18 protein-coding genes are annotated in these 13,673 nt (G+C 67.4%); 12 read left to right on the top strand and 6 right to left on the bottom strand.

Going from position 1 to position 13,673, the window contains the following annotated elements; genetic code table 11:
* Positions 1-4 precede the first annotated feature (4 nt).
* Positions 5-1,180 carry an acetyl-CoA C-acyltransferase gene (locus tag BDW16_RS16235; RefSeq protein ID WP_066573805.1) on the top strand — a complete coding sequence of 392 codons (1,176 nt, stop codon included), beginning with the start codon at positions 5-7 and terminating at the stop codon, positions 1,178-1,180.
* 83 nt (positions 1,181-1,263) lie between these two features.
* Here BDW16_RS16235 and BDW16_RS16230 read toward each other — a convergent pair whose 3' ends face one another.
* Complete coding sequence (locus BDW16_RS16230; RefSeq protein ID WP_066573803.1) at positions 1,264-1,734, bottom strand: hypothetical protein; 471 nt, start codon at positions 1,732-1,734, stop codon at positions 1,264-1,266.
* Between the two features lie 57 nt (positions 1,735-1,791).
* On the bottom strand, positions 1,792-2,259 hold the full coding sequence (locus BDW16_RS16225) for an Lrp/AsnC family transcriptional regulator (protein WP_066573800.1): 468 nt from the start codon (positions 2,257-2,259) through the stop codon (positions 1,792-1,794).
* 120 nt (positions 2,260-2,379) lie between these two features.
* Here BDW16_RS16225 and BDW16_RS16220 point away from each other — a divergent pair, with 120 nt between their 5' ends.
* The 3 genes from BDW16_RS16220 (at position 2,380) to BDW16_RS16210 (ending at position 3,722) form a co-directional block, all read left to right on the top strand.
* The gene (locus BDW16_RS16220; RefSeq protein ID WP_066573797.1) at positions 2,380-2,739 is read left to right on the top strand and encodes a VOC family protein; all 360 of its coding nucleotides are present in this window, start codon (positions 2,380-2,382) and stop codon (positions 2,737-2,739) included.
* 64 nt (positions 2,740-2,803) lie between these two features.
* Positions 2,804-3,172 carry a YkvA family protein gene (locus tag BDW16_RS16215; RefSeq protein WP_066573793.1) on the top strand — a complete coding sequence of 123 codons (369 nt, stop codon included), beginning with the start codon at positions 2,804-2,806 and terminating at the stop codon, positions 3,170-3,172.
* Positions 3,165-3,722, top strand: a complete 558-nt coding sequence (locus tag BDW16_RS16210) for a demethoxyubiquinone hydroxylase family protein (protein WP_083954158.1) — start codon at positions 3,165-3,167, stop codon at positions 3,720-3,722. The genes BDW16_RS16215 and BDW16_RS16210 overlap by 8 nt, the downstream gene beginning before the upstream one ends.
* Here the strand turns inward: BDW16_RS16210 and BDW16_RS16205 are convergent.
* Together BDW16_RS16205 and BDW16_RS16200 are read right to left on the bottom strand one after the other, a co-directional pair.
* A complete protein-coding gene (locus BDW16_RS16205) occupies positions 3,719-4,120 on the bottom strand; it encodes a GFA family protein (RefSeq protein WP_066573785.1) in 402 nt (133 codons plus the stop codon). The genes BDW16_RS16210 and BDW16_RS16205 overlap by 4 nt on opposite strands.
* 10 nt (positions 4,121-4,130) lie before the next feature.
* Positions 4,131-5,363, bottom strand: a complete 1,233-nt coding sequence (locus tag BDW16_RS16200; RefSeq protein ID WP_066573784.1) for a polyhydroxyalkanoate depolymerase — start codon at positions 5,361-5,363, stop codon at positions 4,131-4,133.
* Positions 5,364-5,515: 152 nt separating this feature from the next.
* Here BDW16_RS16200 and BDW16_RS16195 point away from each other — a divergent pair, with 152 nt between their 5' ends.
* The 6 genes from BDW16_RS16195 (at position 5,516) to arsC (ending at position 10,943) form a co-directional block, all read left to right on the top strand.
* Positions 5,516-7,303, top strand: coding sequence for an ABC transporter transmembrane domain-containing protein (locus BDW16_RS16195; protein ID WP_066573783.1), 1,788 nt, complete (start codon positions 5,516-5,518; stop codon positions 7,301-7,303).
* A 170-nt stretch (positions 7,304-7,473) separates the two neighbouring features.
* Positions 7,474-9,021, top strand: coding sequence for an N-acyl-D-amino-acid deacylase family protein (locus tag BDW16_RS16190; protein WP_066573781.1), 1,548 nt, complete (start codon positions 7,474-7,476; stop codon positions 9,019-9,021).
* A gap of 65 nt (positions 9,022-9,086) precedes the next feature.
* A complete protein-coding gene (locus BDW16_RS16185) occupies positions 9,087-9,530 on the top strand; it encodes an ArsI/CadI family heavy metal resistance metalloenzyme (RefSeq protein ID WP_066573780.1) in 444 nt (147 codons plus the stop codon).
* Positions 9,530-9,874 carry an ArsR/SmtB family transcription factor gene (locus tag BDW16_RS16180; protein ID WP_066573778.1) on the top strand — a complete coding sequence of 115 codons (345 nt, stop codon included), beginning with the start codon at positions 9,530-9,532 and terminating at the stop codon, positions 9,872-9,874. Before BDW16_RS16185 ends, BDW16_RS16180 begins: the two co-directional genes overlap by 1 nt.
* Positions 9,875-9,915: 41 nt before the next feature.
* Positions 9,916-10,536, top strand: coding sequence for an aquaporin (locus BDW16_RS16175; protein ID WP_066573978.1), 621 nt, complete (start codon positions 9,916-9,918; stop codon positions 10,534-10,536).
* Complete coding sequence (gene arsC, locus BDW16_RS16170; protein ID WP_066573775.1) at positions 10,533-10,943, top strand: arsenate reductase (glutaredoxin); 411 nt, start codon at positions 10,533-10,535, stop codon at positions 10,941-10,943. The genes BDW16_RS16175 and arsC overlap by 4 nt, the downstream gene beginning before the upstream one ends.
* Here the strand turns inward: arsC and BDW16_RS16165 are convergent.
* Entirely contained in the window at positions 10,940-11,332 is a 393-nt protein-coding gene (locus BDW16_RS16165) for a hypothetical protein (protein WP_125958799.1), read from the bottom strand. The genes arsC and BDW16_RS16165 overlap by 4 nt on opposite strands.
* A 57-nt stretch (positions 11,333-11,389) precedes the next feature.
* Here BDW16_RS16165 and BDW16_RS16160 point away from each other — a divergent pair, with 57 nt between their 5' ends.
* Together BDW16_RS16160 and BDW16_RS16155 are read left to right on the top strand one after the other, a co-directional pair.
* Positions 11,390-12,061 carry an HPP family protein gene (locus BDW16_RS16160; RefSeq protein ID WP_066573769.1) on the top strand — a complete coding sequence of 224 codons (672 nt, stop codon included), beginning with the start codon at positions 11,390-11,392 and terminating at the stop codon, positions 12,059-12,061.
* 139 nt (positions 12,062-12,200) lie between these two features.
* A complete protein-coding gene (locus tag BDW16_RS16155; protein ID WP_066573767.1) occupies positions 12,201-13,367 on the top strand; it encodes a saccharopine dehydrogenase family protein in 1,167 nt (388 codons plus the stop codon).
* Here BDW16_RS16155 and BDW16_RS16150 read toward each other — a convergent pair.
* Positions 13,364-13,666, bottom strand: coding sequence for a hypothetical protein (locus BDW16_RS16150; protein WP_125458946.1), 303 nt, complete (start codon positions 13,664-13,666; stop codon positions 13,364-13,366). The genes BDW16_RS16155 and BDW16_RS16150 overlap by 4 nt on opposite strands.
* Between the last annotated feature and the right edge of the window lie 7 nt (positions 13,667-13,673).

The raw sequence follows: 13,673 nt of genomic DNA, 5'->3' as shown, positions 1-13,673 counted from the left end.
CCCCATGCGTTCCGCCGTCATCGTCTCCACCGCCCGCACCCCGATCGGCCGCGCCTATCGCGGCGCGTTCAACGCGCTGCCGGCCCAGACGCTTGCCGCCCGCTCGATCGAGGCCGCCGTCCAGCGCGCCGGGATCGAGGGTGGCGAAGTGCAGGACGTCGTCTTCGGCGCCGCGCTCCAGCAGGGTCACCAGGCCGGCAACATCGCCCGCCAGGCGGCGCTGCGCGCGGGCCTGCCGGTCAGCGTCTCGGGCATGTCGGTCGACCGCCAGTGCGCCAGCGGCTTGATGGCGATCGCCACCGCTGCCAAGCAGATCATCGTCGACAATATGGACATCGCCATCGGCGGCGGCGTCGAGAGCATCAGCCTCGTCCAGACCCCGCAGATGCGGATCGCCGCCGATCCCGAACTGCTGGCGATGCACAATGACGTGTACATGCCGATGCTGCAGACCGCCGAGGTCGTCGCCGCGCGCTACAATATCAGCCGCGAGGTCCAGGACGAGTACAGCCTCCAGTCGCAGCAGCGCACCGCCGCCGCACAGGCCGCGGGCAAGTTCGACGACGAGATCGTGCCGGTCACCGCGACGATGAACATCGTCAACAAGGAGACCAAGGAAGTCACGCAGAAGGAGGTCACCCTCACCAAGGACGAGGGCAACCGCCCCGAAACCACGCTCGAGGGCCTTCAGGCGCTCCAGCCGGTCGTTCCCAACGGCGTGATCACCGCAGGCAACGCCAGCCAGCTCTCGGATGGGTCCTCCTCCTCGGTGCTGATGGAAGAGAAGCTCGCCGAGAAGCGCGGCCTAACCCCGCTCGGCCGCTATGTCGGCATGGCGGTCGCGGGCACCAAGCCCGACGAGATGGGAATCGGCCCCGTCTTCGCGATCCCTGCGCTGCTCGAGCGCTTCAACCTCAAGATGGACGATATCGGCCTTTGGGAGCTCAATGAAGCGTTCGCGGTGCAGGTCCTCTACTGCCGCGACAAGCTCGGCATCCCCAACGAGCTGCTCAACGTCAATGGCGGCTCGATCTCGATCGGCCACCCTTATGGCATGACCGGCGCGCGCTGCACCGGCCATGCGCTGATCGAGGGCAAGCGCCGCGGCGCCAAGTACGTCGTCGTCACGATGTGCGTCGGCGGCGGCATGGGCGCGGCGGGGCTGTTCGAAGTCCTCTGAGCCCTCCGGAGCCTGAATGAACAAAGGGCCGGCGGAGCGATCCGCCGGCCCTTTCCAGTTCAGGCTGCGATGCGATCGACGCCCTACTTCACCCGCGTGAAATAATTGGTCCGCATCACCGGCTTGCCGTCGCGGAAATAGACCGCGGTCTCGGTCATCGTCTTGCCGTCGGGCGCGACCGCATAGATGCGGGTCGATGCCGGGATCCCGCCCTTGGCCAGCGCCATGATCATGACATTCGCCTCGGGTAGCCGCGCCGCAGTCGTGTCCGCCTCGAAATTGCCTGTAACCGGCACTGAGGTACCGTCGAGCGGATAGACGCTCTCGGCATGGTCCTTCGATCCGTCAGGCCGCATCACGACCACGTCGGCGCGCCATTTGCCGGCACCGGCATCGCTATAGGTGATGGTGACGCTCTTGGGCCGGGCTTCGGGCGGGATCGGCAGGCGCGTGAGATCGACCGACCAGCTGCCGAGCAGCGGAGAGGCAGGCGCGGGCCCGGCCGCAGCCGGTACCGCCGCGGCAAGCAAAAGAGTTCCAAGCAACGCCTTCATACAGCCTCTCCATCGTCGTTGAGGCCGGGATGATACATAACCTGACGCCTCCGGCAATCACGCGATCGGCAGCGTCAGCCCTACCTTGGTCCGCCCCATCACCACCGAGGTGCGGAACCGCCGAACATTCTCGTCGCCAAAGAACAGCCGCCGCGTCAGCTCCTCGAATTCAGCCATGTCGCGCGCGACGCAGACCAGCACGAAATCGGCCTCGCCCGTCACATAATAGCATTGCTGAACGTGCGGTTCGCGCATCACCTTGCGGCGGAACGCATCGAGCTGGTCGATCCGCTCGCGCTCCAGCTCGACCATCACGACGAAGCTCATGCCGATACCGGCCGCGCCAGGATCGATCACCGCGACCTCGCGGGCGATCGCCCCGCGATCGCGCAGACGCCGCAGCCGCCGCTGAACCGATGCCGGCGACAGGCCGGTCTCGGCCGCCAGCGTGTTGATCTGTGTAACGCTGTCTTCGTGCATCAGTGCCAGCAACTGGCGGTCGGCGGGATCGAGATCGACAGGCATGACTGGTTCCAATCAATATGTTTCAAAATATGATCGATATCGATCAAACTATCGCCCGCGCCGCACGTACTCCGCGCTTTCGTGCCCTTATCTGCATGCCTCCGACCAAGGAGACAAGCATTGCTCGACCATCTCGAAATCAAGACCCCGGACCTCGCCCGCACGTTGCACTTCTACGGCACCCTGCTCGCCCCGATCGGCTACCGCCTGATCGTAGACTCCGCCGCCAAGGGGTTTGGCGACGGCAACCGCCTCGACTTCTTCCTGGTCGAGGGTGACGCCTCGGAAAATGTCCATTTCGCCTTCACCGCGCCCGATCGGCCAGCGGTCGATGCGATCTACGCGATCGGACGCGACGCCGGCTTCGAGCTGGACCGCGCACCGGCGCTCGCGCCGCATATCCACCCCGATTACTATGCCGGCTATCTGCGCGACCCTGACGGGCGGCTGGTCGAGTTCGTCTGCCACGCCCCGGTCTGATGCCGGGGCGCTGTCCGCAGCGGCGACGCTTGACCCGGACGATACGCCGGACGATCCCTTCCCGATGGGGAAATCGCTCGTCCACCGCATCCGGATCGAATCGCACGCCGTCTGGCTCGCCGCGCGCGATCCGCGCACGCCGCTCATTGCCAAGCTGATCGGATTGCTCGTCGCCGCCTATGCGCTCTCGCCGATCGACCTGATCCCGGACTTCATCCCCGTCCTGGGCCTGCTCGACGACGCGGTGCTGATCCCGGCAGGGGTGTGGCTGTTCGCCCGTCTCGTCCCGCCCGAACTGATGGCGGAGCATCGCGCCACCGCAGAGGCCGCCGCCGCGCGCCCGGTGAGCAAATGGGGCGTCGCCATCGTCATCGCGATCTGGGCGCTGGTCGCGTTCGTCACCTATGAATTCGTGATGCTCGGCTATGACTGAACCCGGCGCCCGCCTGACCGCAAGTTTGCATGGATCGGAAACGCTGGGCGACCGCATAATGAAGGTCAACCATGCCGGCGAGCAGGGGGCGATCGCCGTCTATCTGACCCAGCGATGGATCGCGCGGTGGCGTGCACCGGAAATGGTCGCGGAGCTCACCGAGTTTCTTGCCCATGAGCGGCGGCATCGTGCCCTGTTCGCCGCTGAACTGAAAGCGCGCGGCCGTCCGCGGTGCCGCAGCTTTCACCTGTGCACCGCCAGCGGGATCATGGCCGGCCTGATCACCGGGCTGATCGGCCGCCGTGCGATCGCCGCAACCACAATCGCGATCGAACGCGTCGTGCTCCATCATCTGACGCTGCAGCTCGCCGCACTCGAGGGTGAGGACCCCCGCGCCGCCGCCACGATCCGCGCGATCATCGACGACGAGCAGGAGCATCACGACCGGTCCGTTTCACGGCTCGGCGAGGCGACGATGCTGGAACGCCTGATCGACCGCGCCATCGCCTTCTCGACCGGCGCGATCATCTGGCTCGGCATGCGGCTCTAGGTCGGGCGCGGCCCCGGCCATTCGGGTCGCGGATCGGCAGACTCAACTGTCATATTCGCCCCTTCCGTCGCACGGACCGGGAGACGCGACGGGTCGAAACGGTCGAGGCAGAAGATGTTCACGCCGAAATGGTCGGGCGCGGCGCGCTTGCGGTGGAAGACATAGATGCCGCAGCGGTCGCAGAAATAATGCTTCGCCCGGCGGGTATTCCACTCATAGAGCGTCAGATGCTCAGTGCCCGCGTCGATCCGCAGGTCGGCTTCGGGCACCTTGGTCATCACCGCGTTGCGCTTGACGCAGAGCGAGCAGTCGCAGGTCGTCAGCTCGGCCGGATCGCTCAGCAGGGTGAAACGGATCGCCCCGCAATGACAGGATCCGGGATGCGCGATTGCGCTCATCCCCGCTCTTTCATGCGCTGTGCTTGGCGATCCATTCTTCCAGCACCGGCGCGATCTTCGTCCGCCACTTGCTGCCGTTGAAGATGCCGTAATGGCCCACGGCCGGCGCCATGTGGTACTTCTTCATCCTGGCGGGCAGGCCGGTGGCGATCGTCAGTGCCGCCTTGGTCTGGCCCAGGCCCGAGATATCGTCGCGCTCGCCCTCGACCGCCAGCAGCGCGGTGTCGGTGATCGTACCTGGATCGACGCGGCGGCCGCGATGCATCATCTCGCCCTTGGGCAGCGAATGCGCCTGGAACACAACGTCGATCGTCTGGAGGTAGAATTCGGCGGTCATGTCGCACACGGCGCGATATTCGTCATAGAAGCGCATCGTCGAATCCGCGCTCTCGCCATCGCCCTTCACCAGATGTTTGAACATCTCCCAGTGCGAAATCATGTGGCTGCCCAGATTCATCGTCATGAACCCGGCAAGCTGCAGGAAGCCCGGATAGACCCGTCGGCCCGCGCCCGGATAGGTCGCCGGCACAGTCGCGATCACGTTCTGCGCGAACCAGGCATGCGGGCGCTCGGTCGCCAGCGTGTTGACCGCGGTCGGCGCCTCGCGCGTGTCGATCGGTCCGCCCATCATCGTCAGCGTTCGCGGGCGGTTGGGATGCTTGTCCGCGTTCATCAGCGCGACTGCGGCATAGACCGGCACCGAAGGCTGGCAGACGGCGAGCACATGGGCGCGCTGATCACCCTCCGCCCCGATCGCCGCCATGAACTCGATCACGTAATCGACATAATCGTCGAGATCGAAACGGCCGTCGCTGAGCGGCACCTGCCGCGCATCGCGCCAGTCGGTGATGTAGACGTCGGCCGTCGGCAGCATCCGCTCGACCGTGCCGCGCAGCAGCGTCGCGAAATGGCCGCTCATCGGTGCGACGATCAGCAGCTTGGGCCCGCCCTCGACGCCTTCCCGCACGAATCGCTTGAGCTGGCCGAACGGCTTGCGCAGCACGATCTCCTCGCGGACATCGATTCGCTTGCCGTCGATGGTCGTGAAGTCCAGCCCGAAATCGGGCTTGCCGCGCGGCGCGGCGGCGTGCGCGAACACTTCAAGCGCGGACGCCAGGATCGGCCCGCCGCCGAAATAAGCAAAGGGATTTGCAGGATTGTTCAGCAGCCCGGCACTGAAATTGGCCAGCGCGCTGGCACCCGCCAGCATGGAGCGCTGCATCTCGTAAGCATCATACAACATCGGTCGTTACTGTCCCCGCCCCACGCAGACCGTCTGACAACGGTGGCAGGGGGTTATAGCGGCCGGGTGCTGCGGTGCAATGTCCATCCATACCCAATGTTCGAGGTGGGAATGATGTTCCCTTGGCGCGCGCTTCGGGCTAGGCGCCGCGCATGGCCGAGCCCGCTTCGAAGCCCGAGACTTCCCCGACGCCCCGCAAGCTGTCCAGCCTGCGTATCGTCTGGCGACACACCAGCCGCTACCCGCTCCAGCTCGGACTCGCGATCGTCGCGCTGATTCTTGCGGCGGGCGCGACGCTGTGGATCCCGCGCACCTTCAAGGAAGTGGTCGACAAGGGCTTTGGTGCCGATGCCGACCCCAGCCGGATCGGCGCCTATTTCCAGGGGCTGCTGCTGGTGGTCGTCGTGCTCGCCTTCGCGACCGCGATGCGCTTCTACTTCGTCTCCTGGCTGGGCGAGCGCACCGTCGCTGACCTGCGCGCCGCCGTGCACCGCAATCTCCTCCGCCTGCCCCCAAAATGGTTCGAGGAGAACCGCCCGTCGGAAATCGCCAGCCGGCTCACCGCCGATACCGCGGTCGTCGAGCAGATCGTCGGCACGACCGTCTCAGTCGCACTGCGCAACCTGCTGATCGCGATCGGCGGCACCGTCTATCTCTTCGTCCTCGCGCCCAAGATCGCCGCCTATCTCATCATCGGCATCCCGGTGATCGTGCTGCCGATCATGTGGCTTGGCGGCCGCGTGCGCCGTTTCTCGCGCACCAGCCAGGATCGGGTCGCGGATATCGGCGCGATCGCCTCCGAAACGCTCGGCGCGATGCGGATCGTCCAGGCCTTCGGACAGGAACGCCGCGAGGGCGAGCGCTTCCAGACCGCGGTCGATGCCGGCTTCGCGACCGCCCGGAAACGATTCGCCACCCGCGCGCTGATGACCGCGCTCGTCATCTTCGCCCTCTTCACCGCGATCACCCTCATCATGTGGGACGCGGTCTATGGCGTTGCCGAGGGACGCATCTCCGGCGGCTCGATCACCGCCTTCGTCATCACCGCGGGTCTCGTCACCGGCGCGTTCGGCGCGCTGACCGAAGTCTATGGCGATCTGCTGCGCGCCTCGGGCGCCGCCAGCCGCCTGGCCGAACTGCTCGCGCAGGAGCCGGACATCGCCGCGCCCGCCAATCCCGTCCCGCTGCCCGTCCCGCCGCTGGGCGCGATCGATTTCAAGAATGTCACCTTCCGCTACCCGACGCGCCCGGAAGTCTCGGCGCTCCACCAGTTCACGCTGTCGGTCGCGCCGGGCGAGACCGTCGCGGTCGTCGGCCCCTCGGGCGCCGGCAAGTCCACCCTCTTCCAGCTCGTCCAGCGCTTCTACGATCCCGAAGGCGGCGAAATCCGCGTCGACGGCATCCCCGTCCGTTCCGCCGATCCGGGCGAGGTTCGCGCGCGCATGGCGATGGTGCCGCAGGAAACGGTGATCTTCGCCGCCACCGCGCGCGACAATCTCCGCTACGGCCGCTGGGACGCGACCGAGGAGCAGATCTGGCAGGCTGCCGAGGCCGCCAACGCCGCCGAATTCCTGCGCGAGCTTCCCCAGGGCCTCGAAACCTTCCTCGGCGAAGATGGCGCGCGCCTGTCGGGCGGCCAGCGCCAGCGCCTCGCGATCGCCCGCGCTTTGCTGCGCGACGCCCCGATCCTGCTGCTCGACGAAGCGACCAGTGCGCTCGATGCAGAGAGCGAGCGGCTCGTCCAGGACGCGCTCGAGCATCTGATGCAGGGCCGCACCACCCTCGTCATCGCCCACCGCCTCGCCACCGTGCGCGCGGCCAAGCGCATCATCGTGATGGATGAGGGCCGCATCGTCGAAACCGGCACGCATGCCGAGTTGGTGGCCAAGGGCGGCCTCTACGCCAAGCTCGCCTCGCTCCAGTTCAACGACGCGCCCTAGAACCGGGTAACACCTTCTCACCGGGCACACCGGCACAAGGCTGGAGTGACGGTGGTAGAACGTCCGCAGCGCGACCCAGAACCCCAGTCTATAGGGGCAGAACCTCTCGCGCGTTGCCGGAGAAGCTCCGCCCCGCCTAGTCTCCATCGGGTCTTGCGAGGGGGATATCCATGAACCAGCATCTGTCGCGCCGGCAGCTCATCGGCGGCGCGGTCGCCAGCGGCCTCACCCTCCGCACCGCGTCTGCGGCGACTGCTCCCGCGACGCTGTTCCGCGAAGTCACGCTCGTCGACGGCACCGGCGCGCCGCCCCGCCCAGCCGACGTCCTCGTCAGCGGCGACCGCATCGCGTCCATCTCGGCCCCGTCCGCGCGCACCCGCGTTGCCGCCGCCCGTATCATCCCGGGCGACGGCCGCGTCCTCGCCCCCGGCTTCATCGACACCCACACCCATGGCGACCCGCTGAGCGACTCCTATGACGCTTTCCTCGCCATGGGCGTCACCACCATCACGCTCGGCGTCGATGGTGGCGGCCCGCGGATCAAAGGCGATCTCGACCTGCGCGGCTGGATGCGCGCCGCCGACCGCGCGCCGCTCGACCTCAATGTCGTCGCGCTCGCCAGCCACGGCACGCTGCGCCGCGCGGCCAATATCCCCGACTCCGTCCGTCGCCCCGATGCCGCGGCGCTCGCCCGGCTCGAAGCCCAGCTCGACGCCGAGCTCCGCGCAGGCGCCTTCGGCCTCACCTACGGCCTCGAATATGTGCCCGGCATCTATTCGCAGACGCCCGAGCTGACCGCGCTCGGCCGCGTGGTCGCGCGCCATGACGGCGTGGTGATGAGCCATATGCGGTCGGAGAATGACGACGAGATTGAGACGTCGATCGACGAGCTGATCGCCTCGGCCGGCCCCGCCCGCCCGCATATCTCGCACCTCAAGGTGGTGTTCGGCAAAGGCGAGGCGCGCGCCCGTGCCCTGCTAGACGATCTCGCCGCCAAGCGCCGCGCCGGGATCGACCTCACCGCCGACGCCTATCCCTATAATGCCGGCTTCACCGGCATCGCGATCCTGTTCCCGCAATGGGCGCTGCCGCCCACCGACTATGCCACCATCCTTGCCACCCGCCGCGCCGAGCTGCGCGACTATCTCGAAAAGCGCATGATCCGCCGCGGCGGGCCGGAGATGCTGCTGCTCGGCACCGGCAAGCACGCGGGCAAGACCGTCGCGCAAGCCGCACAGGAAGCCGGCCTCGCCTTTCCCGATTTCCTCATCCAGCTCGGCCCCAATGGCGGCTCCGGCGCGCATTTCACCATGGATCAGGCATTGCAGGACGTGTTGCTGCTCGACCCCATGGTCGCGATCTCCACCGATGGCGGCCCGGGCATGCGCCACCCGCGCGCCACCGGCACCTATGCCAAGCTGATCGAGGACTATGTGGTGAAGTCGAAGCGGATCCCGATCGAGGAGGCGGTGCGCAAGGCCACCAGCTTTCCCGCGCGCATCCTGCGCCTAACCGATCGCGGAACGATCCGCGTAGGCGCCAAGGCCGACCTCATCCTGTTCGACCCTGCGAAGGTCCGCGCCCGCTCGACCTATCTCGATCCGTTCGCCCGCGCGCAGGGGTTCGATCTGGTGATGGTGGGCGGCCAGGCGGCGTTCGAGACCGGACAGCGCGTCGCGCGCCCCGGCCGGCTGCTTCGGGCGACGCGACCGGGATGAACGCTCCGGCTTGACGTTTCGATATTTCGAGAATATTCGAATTATTGAAACGTGGGAGTACAGTCATGAAGCGCCTTCACCTGCACGTCAGCGTTCCGGAGATCGAACCCGCGATCGCCTTCTACACCACGCTGTTCAACGCCTCGCCCACCGTGGTGAAGGGCGATTATGCGAAGTGGATGCTCGACGATCCGCGGGTCAATCTCGCCATCTCCTCACGTGCCCGCGCCACCGGGATCGACCATGTCGGGGTCCAGGTCGACAGCGCCGCGGAACTGGGCGAGCTTGCCGGACGGCTCAAGGCCGCGGGCGCGCAGACCTTCGATCAGGAAGCGACCACCTGCTGCTACGCCCGGTCGGACAAGTCGTGGGTGACCGACCCCGCCGGAGTGCGCTGGGAAACCTTCTTCACCCATGGCGACGCCACCGCCTATGGCGAGGACGAGGTGATCCCCGACGCCGCCAGCGCCTGCTGCACGCCCGAGCCCGCCAAACCGGCCTGCTGCTGATGCAACTGCCCGTCGCCGTCGACGCGCTGTCCGCGCTCGCCCATGCCAGCCGCCTTGCCGTATTCCGTCTGCTGGTCCGCGCCGGGATAGACGGCCTCCCCGCGGGCGAGATCGCGCGCGAGGTCGGCCTGCTGCCCAACACGCTGTCCACGCATCTGACGATCCTCGGCAATGCCGGACTCGTCCGGTCGCGCCGTGAGGGGCGGTCGATCATCTATTCGGCCGACTATGACGGAATGCGCGCGCTGCTCGGCTTCCTCGTCGCCGATTGCTGCGCCGGGCGCCCGGAGATTTGCGGTTCGCTCACCGACGTCGCACGCAAGGCCGATTGCTGCGCGTCGTGACGCTGGCCCGACGCGTCATCGCCGAATTCACCGGCACGGCAATGCTGCTCGCCATCGTCGTCGGCTCCGGGATCATGGGCGAACGGCTTTCGGGCGGCAACGACGCGATCGCACTGCTCGGCAACACGCTTGCAACCGGCGCCGGCCTGATCGTGCTCATCCAGATGTTCGGACCGATTTCCGGCGCTCACTTCAATCCCGCGGTCACGCTCACGCTGCTGCTGAAACGCGAATCGGATGCACGCACCGCCGCCCTCTATGCCGCCGCGCAGTTCGCCGGCGCGATCCTCGGCGTGTGGGTTGCGCATGCCATGTTTGCCGAACCGGTGCTCCAGCTCTCGGCCAAGGCCCGCGACGGGCTTCCGCAGGGCCTTGCCGAGGCGGTCGCCACCTTCGGCCTGATCGGCACGATCCTCTGCACCGGCCGCCACCGGCCCGACGCCACTCCGGTCGCGGTCGGCCTCTACATCACCGCCGCCTATTGGTTCACGTCATCGACCTCCTTCGCCAATCCGGCGGTAACCGTGGCGCGGACCCTGTCGGACAGTTTCGCCGGGATCGCCCCCCATTCGGCGCCCTTGTTCGTCGCCGGGCAGCTTGCCGGCGCGATCGCGGCGCTCCTCTTCTTCACCTGGCTGCTGCGCGAGGAACGCCCGCAATGACCGATGCCTTCCCGATCACCATCTATCACAACCCCGATTGCGGCACGTCGCGCAACGCGCTCGCGATGATCGAGGCTGCCGGATACGCGCCGCGCATCATCGACTATCGCACGGCAGGCTGGACTCGCGTCCAGCTCGACACCCTGCTCGCGGCCATGGGCGCCACGCCGCGCGCCCTGCTGCGCGAGAAGGGCACCCCGGCCGCCGAACTCGGCCTGCTCGACCCCGCCATATCCGGCGACACGATCCTCGAGGCCATGATCGCGCATCCGATCCTGGTGAACCGTCCCGTCGTCGTGACGCCGCTGGGCACCAGGCTCTGCCGCCCGTCGGAAGTGGTGCTCGACCTTCTGGAGAGCAAACCCGCAGAATTCACCAAGGAGGATGGCGCAATCGTTCGCCCCTAGCCCCGCGCCAGCAGGATCGTGAGGATCGCAAGCACGATCCCCAGCACGATCGCGATCACCTTCTTCGGGTTCCGCCGGCGCTTGCGGCCGTGCCCCATACGGTCGAGATCGAACCAGTAATAGGCTGGCTGCGCCTCGCGGATCACGCCCGTGGCGCGAAGCTGATCGAACGCCCTGCGCTCGACCGGTCCTGCCGGCGCATATTCGATCGCATCGCCGGGCGCGAACGCGCGGTGATCGGCAAAATGCCTCTGGACCCGAAACTGCCCCAGGTCTGACGAACCGCCGAGCGGCATCCCTATCCTTCCTTCGCTTTCACGCCGCCGATAGTCGGAAACCCGCCGTGCCGTTTCAAGTACGGAAAGCTGCGGCACAGCCGCCAGCTTCACCCGTCGAAAGAATCTGCTGCTCTCGCCTATCCCGGCAACGCCGCTAAAGCCGTGGCGATGCCCGTTCGCCTCTTTCGCCCCATCCTTGCCGGTGCCCGGCCCTTCGATCGCATCGTCGCCTGTATCGGCGCGACGGTCTGCCTGGCGCTCACGGTTCTCATCTGCGCGCAGTTTCCGCTCGCCGCGTCGGACCTGCCGCTGATCGTCGCGCCGATGGGCGCGTCGGCGGTCCTGATCTTCGCGGTCCCCGCCAGCCCGCTCGCCCAGCCCTGGCCGGTCGTCGGCGGCAACACGATCTCCGCACTCGTCGGGGTCGCGGTGTTCCGGTATGTCCCCGATCCCATGCTCGCGGCGGGACTTTCGGTCGGGCTCGCCATCCTGGCGATGTCGGCCTGCCGCTGCCTCCACCCGCCGGGCGGCGCCGCCGCGCTAACCGCAGTGATCGGCAGCCAGGGCATCCATGCCGCGGGCTACGCCTTCGCCTTCGCCCCGGTCGCGATCAACTCGATCGCGCTGGTCTCGCTCGCGATGCTCTTCCATCGCGTCTCGGGCCACAGCTATCCGCACGTCCCCGTGCCGGTCGATACCGGTGCGCCGGGCCTTCACCTCGACGATATCGACAAGGCGCTTGCCGAATTGCCCGACAGCTTCGACATCAGCCGCGAGGATCTCGACGTGCTGCTCTCCAGGGCCGAAGCCCACGCCATCGCCCGCCGCCGCAAACGCTGAGCCACCCCTTGCAATGTTGGAGCGCGTCTGCTCCGCTAGCGACCAGAGTATGCTCTGAATCCCAGCCGACTCACGTACGCGTGAGCGTGACTTTCGGGACCTTTGGAGCCTTCGGTATGGCGATTGCGGGAGAGGAAACATGGCACGCGAGTTCGATCTGATCGTCTATGGCGCCACCGGCTTCACCGGCCGTCTCGTCGCCGAATATCTCGCACAGCGCTATGGCGACGGCAGCGTCAACTGGGCGATGGCCGGCCGCTCGCTCACCAAGCTGGAGCAGATTCGCGACGAAATCGGCGCTCCCGCGTCCACCCCGCTGATCGCCGCCAATGCCGACGACCCCGCCGCGCTGCGGGCGATGACCGCGCGGGCCAAGGTCGTGATCTCGACCGTCGGTCCCTATCAGCTCTACGGCAACGATCTCGTCGCCGCCTGTGTCGAGACCGGCACCGGCTATGTCGACCTGTGCGGCGAGCCCAACTGGATGCACGACATCATCGCCCGGCACGACGCCGCGGCCAAGGCGAGCGGCGCGCGCATCGTCCTGTCGTGCGGCTTCGATTCGATCCCCTTCGATCTCGGCGTGTGGACCGTGCAGCAGGCGGCGAAGGCGAAGTTCGGCCAGCCCGCCCCGCGCGTCAAAGGGCGTGTGCGCAAGATGCAGGGTACCTTCTCCGGCGGCACCTTCGCCAGCGGCAAGGCGACCGCCGCAGCCGCCGCGAAGAACCCGGCGGTGTTCAAGGTGCTGCTCGATCCCTTCGCGCTCACCCCCGGCTTTACCGGGCCCGATCAGCCCAAGGGCATCATGCCCGAATATGACGAGGCGGTCGGCGGCTGGGTCGCGCCGTTCATGATGGCGGTGATCAACACCAAGAACATCCACCGCACCAACTTCCTCACCCACCACCCCTATGGCCGCGATTTCCGCTATGACGAGATGATGGTCGCGCCCGGGCTGGGCGAGCTAGGCAAGGCCGCCGCCGAAGCGATCGCCAAGATGAACCCGATGAACGCGGACAAGGGCCCTGCCCCCGGCGAGGGCCCGTCGAAGCAAGAGCGCGAGGCCGGCTTCTACGAGATCGACTTCATCGCCGAAATGCCGTCGGGCGAACGCCTGACGGCCACCGTCACCGGCGACCGCGACCCCGGCTATGGCTCGACCAGCAAGATGATCGCGGAGGCCGCGCTCTGCCTGCTCCGCGACGTCGATGGCGGGGGCGGCGTCTGGACGCCGGGCGCGCTGATGGCCGAGCCGTTGAAGGCAAGGCTCGAGGCCAATGCCGGCTTGACCTTCCGGGTCGCCTAACCGGCGTAGAACAGCATCGCGACCGCCGCGAGCAGCACCGACACCGCGATCGTCACCGGCACCAGCTTGCGCCGCCGCCGCTCGACCGCCGCCTCATAGGCGCGCAGGTCGAGCCAGTAATAGGCATGCCCCTCCTTGCGGATCAGCCGCTCGGCGAGCAGCCCGTCGAACGCCGGCTTGAGCTCGGCCGGCGGGGTATAGAGGATCGTATCGTACGGCGTGATCGCATGCTGGGCGCAGAAATGGTCGACCAGTTTCCGCCGCGCCCGCCCCGCTGCCGTGATTGCGACCGACTCCACCGCCATA

It is taken from the genome of Sphingomonas koreensis (genome assembly GCF_002797435.1).
GTDB classification, from domain to species: domain Bacteria; phylum Pseudomonadota; class Alphaproteobacteria; order Sphingomonadales; family Sphingomonadaceae; genus Sphingomonas; species Sphingomonas koreensis.
The sequence above is the reverse complement of the archived record's forward strand: the minus strand, read 5'-3'. Positions and strand labels throughout refer to the sequence as shown.

Excerpts from the sequence above, each read along its gene's own strand:
- BDW16_RS16200 (WP_066573784.1), bottom strand. The coding sequence starts at position 5,363 with ATGTTGTATGATGCTTACGAGATGCAGCGCTCCATGCTGGCGGGTGCC.
- BDW16_RS16155 (WP_066573767.1), top strand. The coding sequence starts at position 12,201 with ATGGCACGCGAGTTCGATCTGATCGTCTATGGCGCCACCGGCTTCACC.
- BDW16_RS16190 (WP_066573781.1), top strand. The coding sequence starts at position 7,474 with ATGAACCAGCATCTGTCGCGCCGGCAGCTCATCGGCGGCGCGGTCGCC.
- BDW16_RS16210 (WP_083954158.1), top strand. The coding sequence starts at position 3,165 with ATGACTGAACCCGGCGCCCGCCTGACCGCAAGTTTGCATGGATCGGAA.
- BDW16_RS16235 (WP_066573805.1), top strand. The coding sequence starts at position 5 with ATGCGTTCCGCCGTCATCGTCTCCACCGCCCGCACCCCGATCGGCCGC.
- BDW16_RS16160 (WP_066573769.1), top strand. The coding sequence starts at position 11,390 with ATGCCCGTTCGCCTCTTTCGCCCCATCCTTGCCGGTGCCCGGCCCTTC.
- BDW16_RS16195 (WP_066573783.1), top strand. The coding sequence starts at position 5,516 with ATGGCCGAGCCCGCTTCGAAGCCCGAGACTTCCCCGACGCCCCGCAAG.
- BDW16_RS16230 (WP_066573803.1), bottom strand. The coding sequence starts at position 1,734 with ATGAAGGCGTTGCTTGGAACTCTTTTGCTTGCCGCGGCGGTACCGGCT.
- arsC (WP_066573775.1), top strand. The coding sequence starts at position 10,533 with ATGACCGATGCCTTCCCGATCACCATCTATCACAACCCCGATTGCGGC.
- BDW16_RS16185 (WP_066573780.1), top strand. The coding sequence starts at position 9,087 with ATGAAGCGCCTTCACCTGCACGTCAGCGTTCCGGAGATCGAACCCGCG.
- BDW16_RS16175 (WP_066573978.1), top strand. The coding sequence starts at position 9,916 with ATGCTGCTCGCCATCGTCGTCGGCTCCGGGATCATGGGCGAACGGCTT.
- BDW16_RS16180 (WP_066573778.1), top strand. The coding sequence starts at position 9,530 with ATGCAACTGCCCGTCGCCGTCGACGCGCTGTCCGCGCTCGCCCATGCC.
- BDW16_RS16205 (WP_066573785.1), bottom strand. The coding sequence starts at position 4,120 with ATGAGCGCAATCGCGCATCCCGGATCCTGTCATTGCGGGGCGATCCGT.
- BDW16_RS16215 (WP_066573793.1), top strand. The coding sequence starts at position 2,804 with ATGGGGAAATCGCTCGTCCACCGCATCCGGATCGAATCGCACGCCGTC.
- BDW16_RS16225 (WP_066573800.1), bottom strand. The coding sequence starts at position 2,259 with ATGCCTGTCGATCTCGATCCCGCCGACCGCCAGTTGCTGGCACTGATG.